Source organism: Azospirillum griseum, from assembly GCF_003966125.1.
Lineage (GTDB): Bacteria > Pseudomonadota > Alphaproteobacteria > Azospirillales > Azospirillaceae > Azospirillum > Azospirillum griseum.
On the sequence record NZ_RXMA01000051.1, the window covers coordinates 1 to 19,092 of the forward strand.

11 protein-coding genes are annotated in these 19,092 nt (G+C 64.5%); 7 read left to right on the forward strand and 4 right to left on the reverse strand.

Going from position 1 to position 19,092, the window contains the following annotated elements; all coding sequences use genetic code 11:
• On the forward strand, positions 1–181 hold a 181-nt coding region (locus EJ903_RS27465), incomplete at its 5' end, for a hypothetical protein (RefSeq protein ID WP_210211560.1).
• 359 nt (positions 182–540) lie between these two features.
• Positions 541–5,736 (forward strand): beta strand repeat-containing protein, encoded by a 5,196-nt coding sequence (locus EJ903_RS28080; RefSeq protein WP_126620640.1) that lies wholly within the window; start codon positions 541–543, stop codon positions 5,734–5,736.
• A 313-nt stretch (positions 5,737–6,049) separates the two neighbouring features.
• Here EJ903_RS28080 and EJ903_RS25230 read toward each other — a convergent pair whose 3' ends face one another.
• On the reverse strand, positions 6,050–7,093 hold the full coding sequence (locus EJ903_RS25230) for a LacI family DNA-binding transcriptional regulator (protein WP_246015972.1): 1,044 nt from the start codon (positions 7,091–7,093) through the stop codon (positions 6,050–6,052).
• A gap of 182 nt (positions 7,094–7,275) precedes the next feature.
• Here EJ903_RS25230 and EJ903_RS25235 point away from each other — a divergent pair, with 182 nt between their 5' ends.
• The 5 genes from EJ903_RS25235 to EJ903_RS25255 are packed head-to-tail and all read left to right on the forward strand — an operon-like array spanning position 7,276 to position 14,113.
• The gene (locus EJ903_RS25235) at positions 7,276–8,559 is read left to right on the forward strand and encodes an ABC transporter substrate-binding protein (RefSeq protein ID WP_126620642.1); all 1,284 of its coding nucleotides are present in this window, start codon (positions 7,276–7,278) and stop codon (positions 8,557–8,559) included.
• A gap of 48 nt (positions 8,560–8,607) precedes the next feature.
• The gene (locus EJ903_RS25240; protein WP_126620643.1) at positions 8,608–9,627 is read left to right on the forward strand and encodes a carbohydrate ABC transporter permease; all 1,020 of its coding nucleotides are present in this window, start codon (positions 8,608–8,610) and stop codon (positions 9,625–9,627) included.
• The gene (locus tag EJ903_RS25245) at positions 9,624–10,694 is read left to right on the forward strand and encodes a carbohydrate ABC transporter permease (RefSeq protein WP_126620644.1); all 1,071 of its coding nucleotides are present in this window, start codon (positions 9,624–9,626) and stop codon (positions 10,692–10,694) included. The genes EJ903_RS25240 and EJ903_RS25245 overlap by 4 nt, the downstream gene beginning before the upstream one ends.
• Positions 10,695–11,762 (forward strand): ABC transporter ATP-binding protein, encoded by a 1,068-nt coding sequence (locus EJ903_RS25250; protein ID WP_126620645.1) that lies wholly within the window; start codon positions 10,695–10,697, stop codon positions 11,760–11,762.
• Positions 11,759–14,113, forward strand: a complete 2,355-nt coding sequence (locus EJ903_RS25255) for a glycoside hydrolase family 31 protein (RefSeq protein WP_126620646.1) — start codon at positions 11,759–11,761, stop codon at positions 14,111–14,113. The genes EJ903_RS25250 and EJ903_RS25255 overlap by 4 nt, the downstream gene beginning before the upstream one ends.
• A gap of 134 nt (positions 14,114–14,247) precedes the next feature.
• Here EJ903_RS25255 and EJ903_RS25260 read toward each other — a convergent pair whose 3' ends face one another.
• From EJ903_RS25260 to EJ903_RS27470, 3 genes are read right to left on the reverse strand one after another with little or no spacing between them, the layout of a single operon-like run.
• Positions 14,248–17,652 (reverse strand): DEAD/DEAH box helicase family protein, encoded by a 3,405-nt coding sequence (locus EJ903_RS25260; protein ID WP_126620647.1) that lies wholly within the window; start codon positions 17,650–17,652, stop codon positions 14,248–14,250.
• Positions 17,649–17,927, reverse strand: coding sequence for a hypothetical protein (locus EJ903_RS25265; protein WP_126620648.1), 279 nt, complete (start codon positions 17,925–17,927; stop codon positions 17,649–17,651). Before EJ903_RS25265 ends, EJ903_RS25260 begins: the two co-directional genes overlap by 4 nt.
• The gene (locus EJ903_RS27470) at positions 17,924–18,979 is read right to left on the reverse strand and encodes a restriction endonuclease subunit S (protein WP_246015973.1); all 1,056 of its coding nucleotides are present in this window, start codon (positions 18,977–18,979) and stop codon (positions 17,924–17,926) included. The genes EJ903_RS25265 and EJ903_RS27470 overlap by 4 nt, the downstream gene beginning before the upstream one ends.
• Positions 18,980–19,092: the final 113 nt, after the last annotated feature.

Genomic DNA, 19,092 nt, shown 5'->3' on the forward strand with positions numbered 1-19,092 from the left:
GGCTCATCTCCTGAGCGCCGGGGCAGCGTGCCCCAGCCGACACCCGATCCCGTCCACCACCAACTCCGCCACCGTCACGCCGCCGTCACGCCGCCGTCAGCGCGGCAGCGGCAACGCGCGCCTATGCAGCCCCACATTGAGCATCGCCGTTCGGCGACCAGACCGCTTCCCGCCCTGGTGAATAAAGGCGGCTAAGTAATTCGCGAGATTGGAGCAAAATGCCGACCGTTTTTCCTTTTTCCGAAACGCAGTGATGTTCGTTGCATTCCTGAGTACAAAGATATGAAAATATTTCGTGGTTCAATGCCGAAGCGACCGGCATCCACCAACGCAGGGGAAGCAGCACCATGGCTGCGATCGCCTTCGCCCCGCCAAATATCCATTCTTTGCCGGTCGGCGACATTTGGTTGGTGGCGTCGGCTTGAAACCGGTGTCGCCACTCCCTCCGTGTCTATCGGGGTGCCTGCCCCTCAAATGGCAACTCCGGGTGCATTAACTTGATCCAAATTCTGGCCTCGCAACGTCTTGAACGGAGAAATCATGGCTTCTGGAATATCTTTTCTGGCTGGTTCAACGGTGAAGTCAGTCAATACATATACTTCCAGCAATCAATCCTATCCCGCAATCGGCAGCTTCAATGACGGCGGCTATGTCGTAAGCTGGATATCTTATCTTCAGGACGGTAGCGGTTGGGGGGTATATGGGCAGCGGTTCAGTACCGACGGTATTCCCGTCGGCGGCGAATTCCGCATCAATGTCAGCACGACAGGGGACCAGGATAGCCCCAGCATCGTTACCCACAGCGATGGTTCGTTCAATGTTTACTGGGCATCCTATGCAACTGCCGGAGTTCCCTACACCACAGCTGCGAACATATATGGTCGGCGGTTCGACGCATCCGGCAATCCTCTCGGATCCGAATTCAAGGTAAACTCCGCGACGACATCCGACCGCAACAGGGTGGGAACGGCCAAACTGGCGGACGGCGGGGAAGTCGTCGTCTGGACTCTGCGCAATGCGGCCTGGACAACGGCGGAACTATACGCCCAACGCTTCGATTCGGCCGGGAACTCGGTTGGGGGCGAATTCCGCGTCAATCCAACTGTCACTGCCGCATCAAGCGGTCAGCCCAATTCCGTGGCTGGACTCGACGGTGGCGGGTTCGCCGTTGTCTGGGATGCTAGCGACGGCAACGGCAGCGGTGTCTACGTCCAGCGTTTCGACGCTTCGGGAAACCGCGTCGGCATGGAGACCCGGGTCAATTCCACCGTAGCCTCCGACCAGTCCATGGGGAACATCACGGCGCTCGCCGGCGGCGGTTTTGTGGTGAGCTGGACGTCCAACGGTCAGGACGGTGGCGGCACCGGCGTCTATGCGCAGCGCTTCGACGCGGCAGGCACGCCGGTGGGGACCGAGTTCCAGGTGAATACCCAGACGGCAGCCAATCAATACGGGAGCTCGGCCATCGGATCGCCGGACGGCGGATTCACCATTCTCTACACTGCCGGTGATAATCAGGACGGATCTGGCGCCGGAGTATACGGACAGCGCTATGACTCCAATGGCCTGCGCGTGGGTGGGGAGTTCCGGGTCAACGACTCCACCGTCGGCAATCAGGACGCCCAAGTCATCGGCGTAAGGCCAGATGGCGGATTCGTCGTGGCATGGAACAGCCCCGACGCCAGCCAATCCGGGGTGCTGACGCGTATTTATTCCAACCCGACAGCGCCGTACTCGGTGGCGGGGGAGCAGCGGGTCAACACGACGGGTACGGGTGACCAGACCCGTTCGTCGATCAGCGTCTTCGCCGATGGTGGCTATGTCGTCACCTGGGTATCAGCGGGACAAGCCGGAAGCGGGGACGGCGTCTATGCCCAACGTTACGATTCCGGCGGCAAGCCGATCGGTAGCGAATTCCGCGTCAATACCACGACCACGGGCGATCAGGGCGACGCGACCGTCGTTGCCTACGACGGTGGCCAGTTTGCGATCTTTTGGGCCTCGCACACACAGGCCGGGCAAACCTCACCTGTCGACGCAAGTGTGCGTGGACAGCGCTATGCCGCGGACGGTACGCCTGTCGGCAGCGAGTTTCAGGTGAATGGCGCGAGCACCTCCGACCGCAATCCTCCAGGTGCGGTCAGGCTGGCTGACGGCAGTACTGTGGTTGTCTGGCTCCAGCACGATTCGTCCTGGGCACATACATGGGTGTATGGGCAGCGTTATGACGCCGCCGGAAATGCCGTTGGCGGCGAGTTTCTGGTCAATTCGGTCAATTCGGCCAATTCCGGCTACGTCGCTTCGGGCTATCAACCGGCATCGGTAACCGCATTGGAGAACGGCGGCTTCGCCGTGGTCTGGAACGCTGCGGACGGTGACGGCACGGGCGCCTACTTTCAGCGCTTCGACGCTTCGGCAAACCGGGTCGGGGGGGAGGTGCGTCTCAACACAACAACGGCTTCGGACCAGTTCACGGCCAGCATTGCCGGGCTGTCGGGTGGCGGCTTCGTGGCGACTTGGACCTCCATCGGACAGGATGGCGGTACCTATGGCATCTATGCCCAACGCTTCGATTCAGCAGGCAATGCGGTCGGCGGAGAGTTCCGGGTCAACACGATTACGCAAGGCGATCAGTATGCCAGCCGTGTGGCTTCCCTGCCGGATGGCGGGTTCGTGGTCGCCTATTCATCCTCGGGTGGAGAGGACGGCTCGGGAATCGGCGTATTCGGTCAGCGCTACGATGCCCAAGGCACTGCGGTCGGCAGTGAATTCATCATCACCGACACCACGGTTGGAAATCAAGAAGAACCGCATCTCGCCGCCCGCCCCGACGGGGGATTCGTTCTTACTTGGGTCAGTCCCGATGGTAACGGCAGAGGTGTGTTTTCGCGATTGGTGCGCGCCATGGCGCCTCCCAGCGCCACCCAGGCCGGAACGGCCGGAAACGATCTGCTGACCCCAGCCAATCCCAGAAGCGTGTTGTTGGGCTTGGCCGGCAACGATACGCTGACGGGCGGCAGTCTGACCGATACCTTGAACGGCGGCGACGGTAACGACAGCCTCTCGGGTGGCTTGGGCGACGACGTCCTCTTCGGTGGAATCGGCAACGATACGCTCGATGGTGGCGGCGGAGCGGACCTGCTTTATGGTGGGGCAGGGAACGACACCTTCATCGTCCGCGGCGGCGAGGCGCTTTCCGATACCGGCGGCATCGACACCGCGATCCTGACCGGACCTGCCAGCTATACCCTGCCGGGCGGAATCGAGAACTTGGTCTTGACCAGTGCCGCTACGGGGACCGGCAACAGTCTCGACAATCTTTTGACCGGCAGTAGCGGTTCCGACCAGCTGTTCGGTCTCGCGGGCAACGATACGCTCGATGGCGGTGGCGGCGCCGACACGCTGATCGGTGGCCTTGGCAATGACACCTATATCGTGGACGACATCGGCGATGTCGTCACCGAGCTATCCGGCGAAGGCGCCGACGAGGTGCGAACGACCCTGGCGAGCTACACGCTTGGGACCAACCTCGAAAACCTGACCTTCACCGGCTCGGGATCATTCACTGGGACCGGCAATGGGTTGGCAAACATCCTCCAGGGCGGTGCCGGCAACGACACACTGGACGGAGGGGCCGGGATTGACACCCTGCGCGGCGGTGTCGGCAACGACACGTATCTCGTCAGTGATGTCGGCGACGTCATCATCGAGGCCGTCGGTGAAGGGACCGACGAGGTGCGCACCACCCTCGCCAGCTACACTCTGGCGGCCAACGTCGAGAACCTTGTCTACACCGGGACCGTGGCCTTCACCGGAACCGGCAACACCGGCAACAACGCCATCACCGGTGGAGCGGGCAACGACAGCCTGACCGGCGATGCCGGCAACGACACGCTGGATGGCGGAGCCGGTGCAGACACCCTGGTCGGCGGCACCGGCAACGACACCTACATCGTCGACACTGCGGGCGACGTCGTCACCGAACTGGCCGGCCAGGGCACCGACACGGTGCGCACCAGCCTCGCCAGCTACACGCTGGGTGCCAATGTCGAGAACCTCGTCTTTACCGGCTCCGGTCCCGTCACCTTCACCGGCAACGCCCTGAACAACAACCTGACCGGCGGCGCGGGCGCCGACCTGCTGACTGGGCTCGACGGCAACGACACACTGAACGGCGGGGCCGGTGCCGATACCCTGCTCGGTGGCACCGGCAACGACACCTATGTCGTCGACAACGTCGGCGACGTGCTGGTGGAACTGCCGGGCGAGGGCATCGACACCGTGCAAAGCTCGATCAACCATACCCTGCTCGGCGATTTCGAGAACCTCACCCTGACCGGCTCCGCCGCCCTCACCGGCACCGGCAATGCGTTGAACAACCTGCTGACCGGCAACGGGGCGGCCAACTTGCTGACCGGGTTGGAGGGCGACGACACGCTGAACGGCGGCGGCGGAGCCGACACGCTCATCGGCGGCCTCGGCAACGACAGCTATGTCGTGGACAACGCTGGCGACGTGGTGACGGAGCTGGTCGGCGAAGGGATCGACACGGTGAACGCCTCGATCAACTGGACCCTGGGCACCAACCTCGAGAACCTGACGCTGACCGGTTCGGCGGCGATCAGCGCCACCGGCAACGGGCTGAACAACCTGCTGACCGGCAACAGCGGAGCCAACCTGCTGGACGGTGGTCTGGGAGCAGACAGCATGGTCGGCGGGGCGGGCAACGACGTCTACATCGTCGACGATGCCGACGATGTGGTGACGGAACTGGTCGGCCAGGGGACCGACGAAGTTCGGACCAACCTGTCGAGCTACCTGCTGGGCACCAACATCGAGGCCCTGACCCACACCGGTACCGGCGACTTTGCTGGAACCGGCAACGCGCTCGACAATTTGCTGACCGGCGGCCTCGGCAACGACACGCTCAGTGGCGGCGATGGGGCCGACACCCTGGATGGAGGAGCGGGCAGCAACCTGCTGATCGGCGGGACCGGCCACGACGTCTATCTCGTCGGCGGCTTTGGCGATCAGGTGGTCGAACTGGTCGGCGAGGGCATGGACGAGGTGCGGACCGCCCTGAGCGGCTACACCCTGACCGACGGGGTGGAAACCCTGACCTACACCGGCGTGGCGGCGTTCGTCGGCACCGGCAACGGGCTGGACAACCTGATTGCGGGCGGAGCGGGAGCGGACACGCTGGACGGCGGGCTGGGTGCCGATACCCTGATCGGTGGGCTTGGCGACGATGTCTATGTGGTCGACAGCGCCGGCGACACGGTGATCGAAGGAGCCGACGCCGGCCTCGACGAGGTGCGGACCACCCTGTCGGCCTTCGCGCTGGGCGACAACACCGAGCGACTGGTGTTCCAGGGCAGTGGCGACGCCAGCGGCATCGGCAATGGTCTGGACAATTGGCTGGCGGGGAACATCGGGAACGACACGCTCGATGGCGCCGTCGGCAATGACACCCTGCTGGGCGGATTGGGCAACGATGTGCTGACCGGCGGCAGCGGTGCCGATCTGTTCGCATTTGCTGCCGGGGACGGTCAGGACACGATCACCGACTTCGACGCGGCCCAGGGCGACCGGATCGGTCTGGCGGTCGGCCAGAGCTACAGCGTGGACACCAACAGCAATGGCGATGCGGTGATCGTCTATGGCACCAGCGACATTGTCACCTTGGTCGGCATCCAACCCGCGGCTGTGTCGAGCACCTGGTTCGTGACGCTCTGAACCGGCAATGGGGGGAGGCTCCGGTCTCTCCCCTGCTTGCCCAGACATCCGCAGATTTCCCAACTCACGCAAAAAATGGAGTTGCCCTGGAAAAGTGGAGAGGCATCACCCTGAAATTTGGGATTGATGGGGGTTTTGATGGTTCGAGCGAGGCATGGCAAGATTATGGCTGAATGCAGGCGTGATGCGCTTCGCATTATGTCAACGAGCGGTCGGACGGTGGTCGAAGTGGCCGCCGATCGTGGGATCGGGACATCCACTTTTCCAGGGCAACTCCAGTTTCGCGACGTTTGGATTTCAACAATCGACAGCTTCAATTTTCGATGGTTTCTCCACCGCTCCGGCGGCGGATCAGTTTGTGGGGAAGCAGGACCTCGCCGACGCTGCTTCCCGCCCGCAGGTCGCGCAGGCTGGTCACGATCGCGTCGCCGAAGTGCCGGTAGGGAATTTTGATCGAACTGAGCCAGGGGGCGATCCAGTCGTTGAGGTCATTGTCGTCGATGCCGACCGGGCAGCACTCGTCCGGGATGCGCACGCCCTGCTCGCCGGCGGCGCGGAACAGGCCGTAGGCCATCAGGTCGCTGGGGCAGAGGACACCGTCGGGCCACCCCCCCTCGGCGGTCAGGCGTTTTGCGGCGGCGTAACCGCAGTCGAGATGGTTGCCGCCCGGCCCGTCATAGCGGCGGACGCACAGGCCCGGCCGCCGCTCCTCCAGCCGGTCGATAAACCCCTCCACCCGCTCCCGGATGGTCGAGGACAGCTCCGCCGGGTGGATGACGGCGGGCGCGCGGACGCCGCAGGCCAGCAGATGGTCGGCGGCGTCCGCGCCCGCCCGCCTGTTGTCGATGCCGATGAAGGGACCGCCGCCATAGGGATTGCGCCGGTTCACGAAGACGATCGGTTCGCGCCGGTCCAGCGATGCCTCCAGTTCGGGGCTGGCGACCGCGCTGACCACGATGAATCCCTCGGCGAAGCGTGACCGCATCGCCCGCAGATACTCGTCCTGCAGATCAGGACGGTCGTGGGTGTCGCATAGGATCATCACATAGCCGACGGCGCGGAGGGCCGCCTCCGTCGATGCGGCGATGGCGGCCATGGCCGGGTTGTCGAGATTGGGTGCCAGCATGGCGACCAGACGGCTGTCCCCCCCGCGCAGACTGCGTCCGACCGGGTTCGGACGATAGCCGCGTTCGGCGATCAGGCGCTGCACCTTCGCCACAGTCGCCGCCGACGCCCGCCCAAGGTCGCCGTTGGCGATGCGCGAGACGGTGGAGACCGACACCCCCGCTTCGACCGCGATATCCGCCAGGGACGTTTGACCGGAGGACGGTGCCGGTTCCCGGTGCCAATTGTTCACGATCCCCTCCATTTGCATAGCGAACATTGCCGTTGACAGTTTAGGCAAACGTTTGCCATGTTCAAGAGCGAAGAGTGGCGCCGGGCAATGCGGCGTCTCCGTCGAGCTGCCGGTGTGGCAGGGAAACGGTCCCGACGGGACCGGAACAAGGGTCCGGAAGCGACCCCACAGGAGGAAACGCAATGAAGAAGGCAGCATGGATGGCCGGCTGTGCGCTGGCGTTGTCGATCCTCGGGGCCGCTGGCGCCCAGGCCGAAACCACGTTGCGCATCATGTGGTACTCGGACGGCAACGAGGGCGAGGTCATGAACGACCTGCTCCGCCGCTTCGAGGAGAAGAACAAGGACGTCAAGGTCGTCCTCGATCAGGTGCCCTTCAAGGCAATCAACGAGACGCTGCCGGTGCAGCTGGCTTCCGGTAAAGGCCCGGATCTCGCCCGCATCACCGACATGGGCGGTCTTGCGCCCTACCTGCTGGACATCCGGTCCCATGTGAAGGATGCCGTCTATTGGGAGCAGAATTACGGGCCGTTCCTCCAGTGGATGCGGGTGCCGGGCAACACCAGCGCCATCCCCGGCTATATGACGCAGCTGACGGTGACCGGTCCCTTCGTCAACAAGACTCTGTTCGAGCAGGCCGGCGTCGCCATGCCGGGCGCGAACGCGACCTGGGAGGACTGGGCCAAGGCGGCGAAGGCGGTTGCCGACAAGGTGCAGGCACCGTTCCCGGTCGCCTTCGACCGCTCCGGCCACCGCTTCTTCGGCCTTGCCGTCTCGCAAGGGGCGCAGATGGCGGAGGCAGGCGGCGAACTGAAGCCGGTCGATGACGGGTTCAAGCGTGCCGCCAAGCTGGTCGTCGACTGGCACAAGTCCGGCGTGATGTCGAAGGAGCTGTGGGGGGCCGTGTCCGGCACCGCTTATCGCGGTGCCAACGAGGAATTCAAGAACGCGCAGGTCGTCTTCTACGAATCCGGTTCCTGGCAGACCGCGCAGTTCGACAAGACCATCGGCGACGCCTTCGACTGGATCGCGGTGCCGACGCCCTGCGGCCCGGCCAACTGCTCCGGCATGCCCGGCGGCGCAGCGCTGGTGGCGCTGAAGACCAGCAGCCATCCGGCCGAGGTCGGGCGCCTGCTCGACTATCTCGCCAGCGAGGAAGTCGCCAACGAGTTCTACGCCCGCACGCTGTTCGTGCCGGGCCATATCGGCCTCGCCAGGAAGGGCATTGCCTACACGTCGGCCTCGCCGCAGGCCGCCGCCGCGCTGAAGGTGTTTGGCGATGCGGTCGGCAAGCTCGATCCGGTGGCCTATCGCATCCAGGGCGATCCCAGCAGCCGCATCGTCTTCAACGCCGCCATCAGCCGTCTGGGACAGGTGGTGGTCGGTGAAACGAGCCTGGACGACGCCTATCAGCGGATTTCCGCCGATGTCGCCCAGCAGATCGCCGAGCGCAGGAAGAAGCAGTAACTCCCGGCCTTTGCTCCCAACCCTGGGCGGTGGATCATGACCGACACCATGAGATCGCACGGTGAGGCCGCGCGCGGCCCGTCCGCCGCCGTGGCTGCCGTCACCACGGGCAGTGCCAACACGCTGATGCGGCTGACCGACCCGCCGATGCGGGCGGTGCAGCGGCTGATTGGAGCGGCGCGCATGCCCTATGTCTTCCTGCTGCCGAACCTCGTCTTCTTCGGGCTGTTCGTCTTTCTGCCGATCGGCATCAACATCGTCTTCTCGGTGACGGGCGGGACCGCGCTGTTCCCGGGGGAGCGGCCCTATGCCGGGGCGGAGCATTACGCCCGCCTGCTCGATTGCGGATCCTATCTGGACGCCGCGAGCTGCCGGGAGGATCTGTTCTGGCGCGGGGTGGGGAACACGCTGACCTTCACCGTCCTCCAGATGGTGGCGATGGTGCTGTTCTCGCTGGTCACGGCGCTGGTGCTGAACCGCCCTATTCGCGGGCGCGGCTTTTTCCGGGCGGTCTATTTCTTCCCGGTCCTGCTGTCGCCGGTCGTCGTCGCGCTGATCTGGAAGTGGATTTTGCAGCGTGACGGCCTGCTGAACGCGGTGCTGACCACGGCGGGCGGCGAGAAGATTCTGTTCTTCGTTGATCCCGGCTGGGCGATGTTCTGGGCGGTCTTCGTCTCGGTGTGGGCCCATATGGGCTTCTACACGCTGATCCTGCTGGCCGGGCTTCAGGCGATCCCGCGCGACGTCTATGAGGCCGCCGAGATGGACGGCACCCGCCCCTGGCGCGTCTTCCATCGCATCACGCTGCCCCTGCTGTGGCCCAACCTGCTGGTCGTGCTGGTGCTGGTGCTGATCCGTTCGGTTCAGGTGTTCGACGAGGTGTTCGTGCTGACCGGTGGCGGTCCCGGTACCGCGACGTTGATGGTCGTCCAGTACATCTACACCACCGCCTTCGCCAATCAGGTGCAGAATTTCGGACTGGCTGGCGCAGCGTCGGTGCTGCTGGGCGCGGTGCTGTTCGTCCTGACCCTGATCCAGCTGTTTCTGACCCGGCGGAGGGCATCATGACCGGAAAACTCCGCACCGGAAAACTTGGTCGGCTGTTGCTGGCACGGCGTGGCGGCCAATCCTGGCATTGGACCGACATCGCCAGCTATGCCTATCTGGCGCTGGGCGTGCTGCTGATGTTCGGGCCGGTGCTGTGGCTGGCGCTGTCGTCCTTCAAGACACCTGCGGCCCTGCTGGAATTCCCGCCGTCGCTGCTGCCGATGGCGCAGAGTGAGGTGTCGGTGCCGGGCTATCCGCAGCCGCAGCCGCTGTTCCGGGTGACGATGGAGGACGGTTCGGTCCGGGAGTTGGCGCAGATCCGCCGCGTCGGCATCCTCGCCCAGATGGTCGATCCCAAAGAGCCCGGCCAGACCATCCGGGTTCCGGCCGACCGCCGGATACCGGTGCGCCACATGGCGCTGGCGGTGGAGAACTACACCGATCCGCTGACCCAGTTCGATTTCCTGCGCTTCCTGCGCAATTCGCTGGTGGTGACGGTGGTGGCGACCATCATCACGCTGCTGATCAACTCGATGGCCGCCTACGCGCTCTCCGTCTACGAGTTCCGTGGCAAGAAGCTGGCGATGCTGGGGGTGATCGGCACCCTGATGATCCCCATCACCATCATCCTGGCCCCGGTTTATCTGGTGGTCACCAAGCTGGGGTTCGTCGACTCGCTGTGGGCGGTGATCCTGCCGGGGGCCGCCACCCCCACCGGCGTCTTTCTGCTGCGCCAGTACATGCTGACCATTCCGCGCGACCTGATCGAGGCGGCGCGGATGGACAAGGCGTCGGAATGGCGCATCTACGCGCGGATCGTCATGCCGCTGTCGATGCCGGCGCTGGCGGTGCTGGCGATCTTCTCGGTCATGTGGCGCTGGAACGAGTTCCTGTGGCCGCTGGCCGTCCTGACCAAGACCGAGGTCCACACGCTGCCGATCGCGCTCAACGCCTTCCAGGGCGAGTTGCAGACGCAATGGCATTATCTGCTCGCTATGACCGTGGTGACCCTGCTGCCGGTGGCGCTCGTCTTCGCCTTCCTGCAACGCTTCATCACCAGCGGCATCGCGAATACGGGGATGAAATAAATGGCCGGACTGGAGCTTCGCGGCATCCGCAAGGACTATGGCGGCATCGCCGTTCTGAAGGGCATCGATCTCAGCATCGCCGACGGCGAGTTCGTGGTTTTCGTCGGTCCGTCGGGCTGCGGCAAATCGACTCTGCTGCGCGTCATCGCCGGGCTGGAGACGGTCACGGCGGGCGACATCCACATCGACGGGGCGGAGGTGACGCGGGCGGCGGCGTCGGATCGCGGGTTGGCGATGGTGTTCCAATCCTACGCGCTCTATCCGCACATGACCGTTCACCAGAACATGAGCTTCGCGCTGGAGAATATGGGGATCGCCAAGGCGGAGATAGCGTCGCGGGTCGATCGCGCCGCCCGCATGCTGCGGCTGACCGACTATCTGCAACGCAGGCCCGCCGCCCTGTCCGGCGGCCAGCGCCAGCGCGTCGCCATCGGTCGGGCCATCGTGCGTGACCCCAAGATCTTCCTGTTCGACGAGCCGCTGTCCAACCTGGACGCCGAGCTGCGGGTGGCGACGCGCAAGGAGCTGGCCGCCCTGCATGCCGAGATCGGCGGGACGATGATCTACGTCACCCACGATCAGGTCGAGGCGATGACGCTGGCCGACCGCATCGTCGTGCTGAACGGTGGGCGGATCGAGCAGATCGGCACGCCGCTGGAGCTTTACAACCGACCGGCCAACCTGTTCGTCGCCGGTTTCATCGGCTCGCCGCGGATGAATTTGCTGCCGACGAAACTGGTGCTTGGGGGGGGAATCGGCGGGATGGCGGGCGGGGCGGCGACGCTGGGCATCCGGCCGGAGCATGTCGAACCCTGCGCCGAGGCCGACGCCGACCTGACCGTCCGCGTCGACCTCGTCGAGCAGCTGGGCGGTGAGACCTTCCTTTACACCGCTGCCGATACCGGCGGCCCCAACGGCATCCCGCTCACCATCCGTTGCGACGGCCAGAGCCGTCTTGCCCGTGGCGACCGGCTGCCGGTGCGGCTGCGCCGCGACCATCTCCACCGATTCGACGCCGCAGGCCTCGCCTGCCATCCCGAATCCCTTTCCGCCCGGAGTCCTTCATGAAGGCCCTGACCCGAGCCCGTTTTCGCGGGCGCGATGGCATCTATGCCTTGTTCGAACTCGACCATGGCGTCGATCTGCGCGTCGGCGTCCTTGAGGAGGGCCTCGGCCGCATCCTGATGCGGCGTGATGGCGGCTACCGCCTCGACCGCGGCTGGTCGGTGGCGCCCGGCGGTGCCGATCCGTCCTATGCCGGGCGGGACCGTGACGACCTGACCGGCTTCGCCTGCCCGCCTGCCGATGTCGAGGAGAGCGAAGGCACGGTCACGCTGCGGGGGGCGACGTTGCGCGCGGTCGTGACGCTTGAGCCTTTCGGCATCGCCTGGTACCGGGTGGGGGAGGAGGTTCCCTTCCTGCAGGACCGCCGCACCCAGGCCTATTTCGTCTCGCGCAAGACCCACGCCTTCTCGCATTTCGTCGAGCGCGGCGGGGACGAGCGCCATTACGGGCTGGGCGACAAGGCCGGTCCGCTCGACCGCACCGGCCGCCGCTTCCGCGTCGACGCGGTCGACCCCTGTGGCTTCGATGCCGAGCTGAGCGACCCGCTGTACAAGATGATTCCCTTCCTGCTGGTCGCCGGGCCGACGGGCGCGCATGGGATCTATTACGACAACCTCGCCACTGCCGAGATCGACCTCGGTGCCACCCTCGACAACTATCACGGCCTGTTCCGCTCCTACCGTGCCGATGACGGCGATCTCGACGCCTACATCTTCGTCGGGCCGACGGTGCCGGATGTGGTGCGCGCCTTCTCGCGCCTGACCGGCGGCCATGCCTTCGGGCCGAAATGGACGCTGGGCTTCGCCACCACCTCGATGGCGATCGCCGACGCCGCCGATGCCGACGCCCGCATCGCCGACTTCGTCGAGCGCTGCGCCGAGCACGAAATTCCCTGCGACAGTTTCCATTTCGGTTCCGGCTACACGATGATCGGCGGGCGGCGCTACGCCTTCCACTGGAACCACGACAAGTTCCCCGATCCGACCGCAACGCTCGCCAAGCTGAACGCCGCCGGACTGCACCCCGTCGCCAACCTGAAGCCCTGCCTGCTCGACGACCATCCGCGCCTGTCGGAGGTGACTGGGGTCGGCGGGCTGGTGAGCGACGGCGAAACCGGCGAACCGGCGGTGGCGCAGTTCTGGGACGGGCTTGGCTACCACCTCGACTTCACCAACGCCAAGGCGCGCGACTGGTGGCGCAACGGGATCGAGACGGCGCTGCTGGCCCCCGGCATGGTCTCGGTCTGGAACGACAACAATGAATACGAGATCTGGGACGAGGATGCCGTGGTAGCTGGCGACGGACGGCCCTTCCCCCAGACGCTGGCGCGGCCGGCGCAGGCTCTGCTGATGACCAAGCTGGCCTACGAGACGCAAGCGGCCTGGGCACCCGGCAAGCGTCCCTACACCATCACGCGCGGTGGTGCGGCCGGCCTGTGGCGCTACGGTCAGACCTGGTCGGGCGACAACGCCACCGCCTGGAAGACGCTGCGCTTCAACCTGACCCAGGGACTCAACATGAGCCTGTCCGGCATGTTCGACATTGGGCATGACACCGGCGGCTTCCATGGGCCGAGTCCGGGACCGGAACTGCTCTGCCGCTTTGTCGAGTTCTGTTCCTTCTGGCCGCGCTTCATGATGAACAGCTGGAACAGCGACGGCATCACCACGCTGCCCTGGATGCATCCGGACGTCATCGACCCGATCCGCGAGGCGATCCGCCTGCGCTACCGGCTGATGCCCTATCTCTACACGCGGATGTGGCGGGCGGCGGAGGCGGACGAGCCGGTGGTGCGTCCGTTGTTCTACGACTTCCCCAACGATCCCGGTGCCGCGACGACCGAGGACGCCTTCATGCTCGGCCCCGACCTGCTGGTGGCACCGGTGCTGGAGCCAGGGGCGGACAGCCGGTCGGTCCGGTTGCCCGAGCATCCCGGCGGCTGGTACCTGTTCCATGACGGCTCGCACCATCCAGGCGGGGCGGTCGCGACGGTGGCGGCACCGCTCGGCCGCGCGACGCTGTTCGTGCGGGCCGGCACCCTGCTGCCGCTGGCGGCGGCAGGATTGCGCGTCGATCCGGCGACGGATACCGAACGCGACCTCGTCTCTTACGGTGATGTGGAGGGTGCCACCACGCTGCTTTATGACGACGACGGCGACACCACCGGCTGGCGCGACGGTGCCGGGCTGGTGAGCCGGTTCACGGTGGTGCGCCAGGGTGATGCCCTGGTGGTCTCCGTCAAGGCGACCGGCCGCTACCAGACGGCATGGCGCAGCCTGCGCCTGAGCGCCGTGGGCGGAGCGCCGCTGCGGCCCGGCACGGTCGAGGGCGCCGCGCTGACGTTGGAGGCTTGAGCCGCCGCTGGGGCAAGGTCGCGACAAGCCTCGGTCGGCCCCGCGCTGGCCGGGGCGGCGCACCCGGCGCGCGTGTCCCAGGCTTCCACAACGCGCGCCACCATCACCGCAAACACCGCAAACCGGGATCAGTCTTATGCCGCCGCCCGGTTGCCGACCTCTTTGATCACCTGGACGATCTGTTGCACGTCGGCGTTGGGGAACAGGCCGCTGATCCCTTGATGATCGAAATCGGTGAACGGGCTTTCATACAGGCGTCGCGGGTCCATCGCCCCGCGTTCGGTCAGATGCTCGATGATCAGGTTCACAAATTCGATCTGGTTGGCGTTCAGGTTGCGTCCGGTCAGGAATCCGGCGAACGCGGCCTTTGCCGCGTCCCGTTCCAGCCCCACCAGGGAGCGGACGAACAGGCCCAACCCGCCCTGGGCGCGGGCGTCGTCCAGATCGCTGCCGCTGGCCCCCACATCCTCGACCAGGATGCGTTCCAACTCGCCCAGATCCTGCGCGGTCAGTTGTTGGTCGCGGCGCAGTTTCTGGATGGTGATGTGGTCCAGATGCGCCTTCAGGAAGGCCTGCGCCTTCTTCTGGAACCGCGCCATGTCGGTGCCGTTCCCCATGATCGGCAAGCCGATCACGTCCGCCTCGCCGATCTGGTCGGTGAAGTCGGTGTAGACCAGAATCCGATCCTCCCCCTCGATCAGCTTGATCAGACTGCGCAGGCGCTGGCGCATCTCTTCCAGGGACCAGGCATCGACATCCTGCCAGTAATCATCGGTCTGCACCTCCAGGATCAGGGCCATGGCGGCGTCGACCATCGGCACATTGCCCAGCGTCTCCAGCTTGGCGGCGATGGCCATCACCTTTTCCTTGCAGCGCACAAAGCTGGCATCCCCGTTCAACAGGGCGAGCTGGCCGTTCAGCGCGATCATGTCGAACTGCTTGGCCAGGACATCGTCATCGACCGAGGCCGTGGGCAGGCCCGCGATCTCGTTGATCAGCGTGTCGCGGTCATCAGCGGAAAAGCGGGTCCAGGCGTCTGGCGTCTGGAACCGTTCCACGGCGCGGCGTTTGGCGCGCACCAGGAAATTGTCCAGGCACATGCCCGCCACCTCGTCCCGCAGGTGCGCGCGCGTCTCGGCGTTGAGCCGCAGCAGCCGGTCGCTGCGCTCCCCATCGGGCAGGTCCTGCAACAGGTGGGCGATGTCCACGCGCGCGCAAAACAGCCGCTCGCTCAAGGACCGGCCAACGGCGCCATCCTTCACGTCGGGGTTCTGATTGAAGAATTCGAAATTCTGACAGAAATCGAAGATCACAAACTCGGTCTTGTGCTGACCGGGGCCGAACAGGTTCGGGCACAGCCGCGTGCCGCGCCCGATCATCTGCCAGAACTTGGTCTTTGACCGCACGATCTTGAAGAACACCAGATTGACCACCTCCGGCACGTCGATGCCGGTGTCCAGCATATCGACGGAGATGGCGATGTGCGGCGCGGCGTCCGGCTTTGAGAAAGCATCGATCAGCGACTGGGAGCATTCAATCCTATAATCAACGATTCGGGCGAATTGGCCCGCCAGATGCGGGTAATTGGCGTCGAACCGTTCGCCGATGAATTTCGCATGGTCATGGTTCTTGGCAAAGATGATGGTCTTGCCCAGCCGGTCCCCGCTGGCGACCTTCACACCATGGGTCATCAGGTGTTCCAGCACCTTGTCGATCGTATCGGTGTTGAACAGCCATTTGTTCAGCGCGCCCGCATCCACGTCCCCGGCGGGCAGCTTGCCCTCCCATTCCAGCTCGTCCCATGCGGCTTTCTCGTCCTCCGGCAGGTCGGCGTAGCGGATGCCGTCGCGCACGAAGCGCAGCGGCACCGACAGCGCGCGCGGCGGCACCAGGAAACGGTCGGCGACGGCCTGGTCCAGGTCATAGGCATCGGTCGGCACGCCCCGTTCCAGGTCGAACAGGGAATAGGTGTCGCGGTCGATCTCGTCGCGCGGCGTGGCGGTCAGGCCGACCAGCAGCGCGTCGAAATACTCAAAGATCGCCCGATATTTGCGATAGATGGAGCGGTGCGCCTCATCGATGACGATCAGGTCGAAATGGCCGGGTCCGAAGCGGCGCTGGCCGCCCTCCATCGCGTCAATCAGGCCCATCATGGTGGGGTATGTGGACAGGCACACCCGCGCCCCGTGATGGTCGTTCTTCTTTGCGTCGTGGCGTTCGATCAGATTGGCGCTGGGGGCCGACGGCAGATGTGTCTTGAAAGTGTTGTGCGCCTGACGGACCAGGGCGACGCGGTCGGCCAGGAACAGCACGCGCTTGACCCAGTTGGCCCGCATCAGCTGGTCGATCATGGCGATGACCGTGCGCGTCTTGCCGCTGCCCGTGGCCATGACCAGCAGCGCCCGGCGCTGGTGATCCTTCTCAAACACCTCGCCCACCCGCCGGATGGCGCGGGTCTGGTAATAGCGTTCGACGATGTCGCCGTCGATGCTGGTGGTGGACAGCAAGCGCCGCGCGCTCTTGCGCTGCCGCCACAGCTCCAGCTCGTCCTTTTTCAGGAATCCCTGCACGGCGCGCGGGGGATGGCGTTCATCATCCCACAGCCAATGGTCATAGCCGTTGGTGGTGAAGATCAGCGGCCGCACGCCATACTGGCGTTGCAGGCAATCGGCATAGAGCTTGGCCTGTTGCTGGCCCACGCGCGCGTCGCGGCGGGTGCGCTTGGCCTCAATCACCGCCAGCGGCGCGCCGTCATCGCCCCACAGCACGTAATCGACGAAGCCCTCCCCCGTCGCGTTGGGCATGCCGGTGACGCGGAATTCCCGGACGTTCGGCCTGTCCAGGTCCCACCCGGCTTCGCGCAGCAGCAGGTCGATGAAGGCGTCGCGGGTCTCGGCCTCGTTGTAATCATGCGTGTCGGGCGCGGCGGTGTTGGCCTGCCGCACCGCCGCGATTTCGGCCTGCAACCGGGCGATCTCGGCGTCCTTGGCCCTGGCGTCTTCCTCGCTTTGAATCAGGGCCGCTTGCGCGGCGTCTTTGGCTTTGGCCTCACTCTCATACCGCTTGACCAGGGTCTGCAGCGAGGCCAGCGACGCCGCCTCCACCCGGACGGTGCGGGGCAAGGCGTCGGGGGCGAAGCTCACCCCCGCATCCGGTCGGACCCCGCGCGCGTAGGTGCGCGCCAGCCAGTAGCCGATGTGGAACAGTTCGCGCACGGCGACCAGGGCGTGGTCCGGCGGGATGGCCCGCACCTCGTGCGCGGCGGCGTTGCCATGATCCTTGATCAGCTTGGCCTTGGCCACCAGCGCCGGGCCGACCAGCGCCCGGAACGTGCCCTCATGGATCAAGGCCGACAGGGTGGTGTCATAGGGGGATCGCAGGCTGCGTTCATGGGCATAGAGCCATTTGACCGCCGTTTCCAACGCCAGCCGCGCGTGCACGCAGGCGGTGCGCGCGTCGCTGGTGGCGCTCAACTCCGCCTTCCGCGCCAGCGCGAAAATCTCGGGGAATTCGGGCTTCAGGAAGGCGAACTGGCTCATGGGGTGGCCCCAATTCCGAATTGCATGTCAAAGCTTTGGCGCACCAGCCCCACAGCATCGGGCGGATCGTCCGGAGAGGGCGGCTTGCCCGGGATGGAGACGACCGACCCCAGGACGCGCCCCCGGCGGTCCGGCGACGCGCCCGCGCGCAGGATACCGCCCCACAGCGGGCGACCGTCCCACCCGGTCCAGGAACTGGCGCGCTGATCGATCGGACGGATCACGCGCGGAGACGTCTTGATGACGTCACATAAATCGGTTTCGGTGGCTTTCATGGGTCAGCCTTCTTTAGGCTGGAAGCAGTGAGTTCCCCGTTGAAGGCTCTAGCTTGTAGGCTATTGAATAAGCTCAGCTGAGCACTGGCGGCGGCCAAGGCTTTTGCTCGAATTTCGCGTATCTTCAAGACCCTAGTGCGAAATTTTATTTGTTCTTCAAGCGCTGGAATTAGTATCGGCAATTCTCTTTGTCGTGTTATTCCAATATATGCTCGGGTCGATTGAAATGAATTATTCTTGATTGCACGTTGGAAAGGCAAGCTTTCAAAGTAAGATTGCAAAAAATACGAATCCAGTGACCTTGACGGTCTATAGTAAGTCACCTGCGGCGAAAGGATTAATTGATCGACATCTTCTGAAACAACGGCAGTCTGCCCGATTGTGCCCTTGTGGGAGATCAGAACATCAAGGGGGCGGGCGAAACCAACACGAAGTTTTTTCCGCCAAATTGGATCGAGCTTATACGAATTTTCGAGCTTTAGCTCTCCATCCAACATGCAGTTGGCCATTATGAATGGAATGCCTTCGGATACAAAATCGGACACCTTCGGATGCTTTTCGCCGTGGTTTCCATCCTGAATCGCGACAATTATTCCGGCGTCCTGTGCAGAGCCGATGGACGTCACTTTTGAAGAGTATCGATCTTCGGTTGGATCACCAAACATCTCGACGAAGATGGCTTGGCCGAGTTGGTTGAGGCGGTCGAGGGCGCGTTGGCGTTTGCGGCGCAGATCATCGGCCTGATCCAGAATCGCCGCAATCCGCTTCTGCTCCTCCAGCGGGGGGAGTGGGATTTCAATACGCTCAACGACTGCTTTTGAGACTTCCTTGAAGGTCGCCCCATTGCCCAACTGCTCCAGTTGAGCACGATGGCACTTCAGCCACCAGTATAGGAAGGAGGCATCGAGCTTTGGCCCCGGCACCATGCTCTTGAAGCCCTGATTGGTCGCCATTGGAATAGTATTAATTGCGACGTGACCGATTGGTGCGCGAGAGCTGAATAGAACAGAATTTGGAGGCAGAAGTTCAGAAGAGCAGTTTCTAAGTCCCAAGCGGGTAATCTTTCGTGGCGTATCGCGGGACTATCCGGAATTTCGTGCTTGGCGGGGTTATCCTGAAGCAGAAGGAGACCCTGAATGGCCCGACGCAAAGAACCGGTTATCCC

What these genes read in the sequence shown, in the direction of transcription:
- EJ903_RS28080 (WP_126620640.1), top strand. Translation starts at nt 541, where the DNA reads ATGGCTTCTGGAATATCTTTTCTGGCTGGTTCAACGGTGAAGTCAGTC.
- EJ903_RS25235 (WP_126620642.1), top strand. Translation starts at nt 7,276, where the DNA reads ATGAAGAAGGCAGCATGGATGGCCGGCTGTGCGCTGGCGTTGTCGATC.
- EJ903_RS25240 (WP_126620643.1), top strand. Translation starts at nt 8,608, where the DNA reads ATGAGATCGCACGGTGAGGCCGCGCGCGGCCCGTCCGCCGCCGTGGCT.
- EJ903_RS25245 (WP_126620644.1), top strand. Translation starts at nt 9,624, where the DNA reads ATGACCGGAAAACTCCGCACCGGAAAACTTGGTCGGCTGTTGCTGGCA.
- EJ903_RS25250 (WP_126620645.1), top strand. Translation starts at nt 10,695, where the DNA reads ATGGCCGGACTGGAGCTTCGCGGCATCCGCAAGGACTATGGCGGCATC.
- EJ903_RS25255 (WP_126620646.1), top strand. Translation starts at nt 11,759, where the DNA reads ATGAAGGCCCTGACCCGAGCCCGTTTTCGCGGGCGCGATGGCATCTAT.
- EJ903_RS25260 (WP_126620647.1), bottom strand. Translation starts at nt 17,652, where the DNA reads ATGAGCCAGTTCGCCTTCCTGAAGCCCGAATTCCCCGAGATTTTCGCG.
- EJ903_RS25265 (WP_126620648.1), bottom strand. Translation starts at nt 17,927, where the DNA reads ATGAAAGCCACCGAAACCGATTTATGTGACGTCATCAAGACGTCTCCG.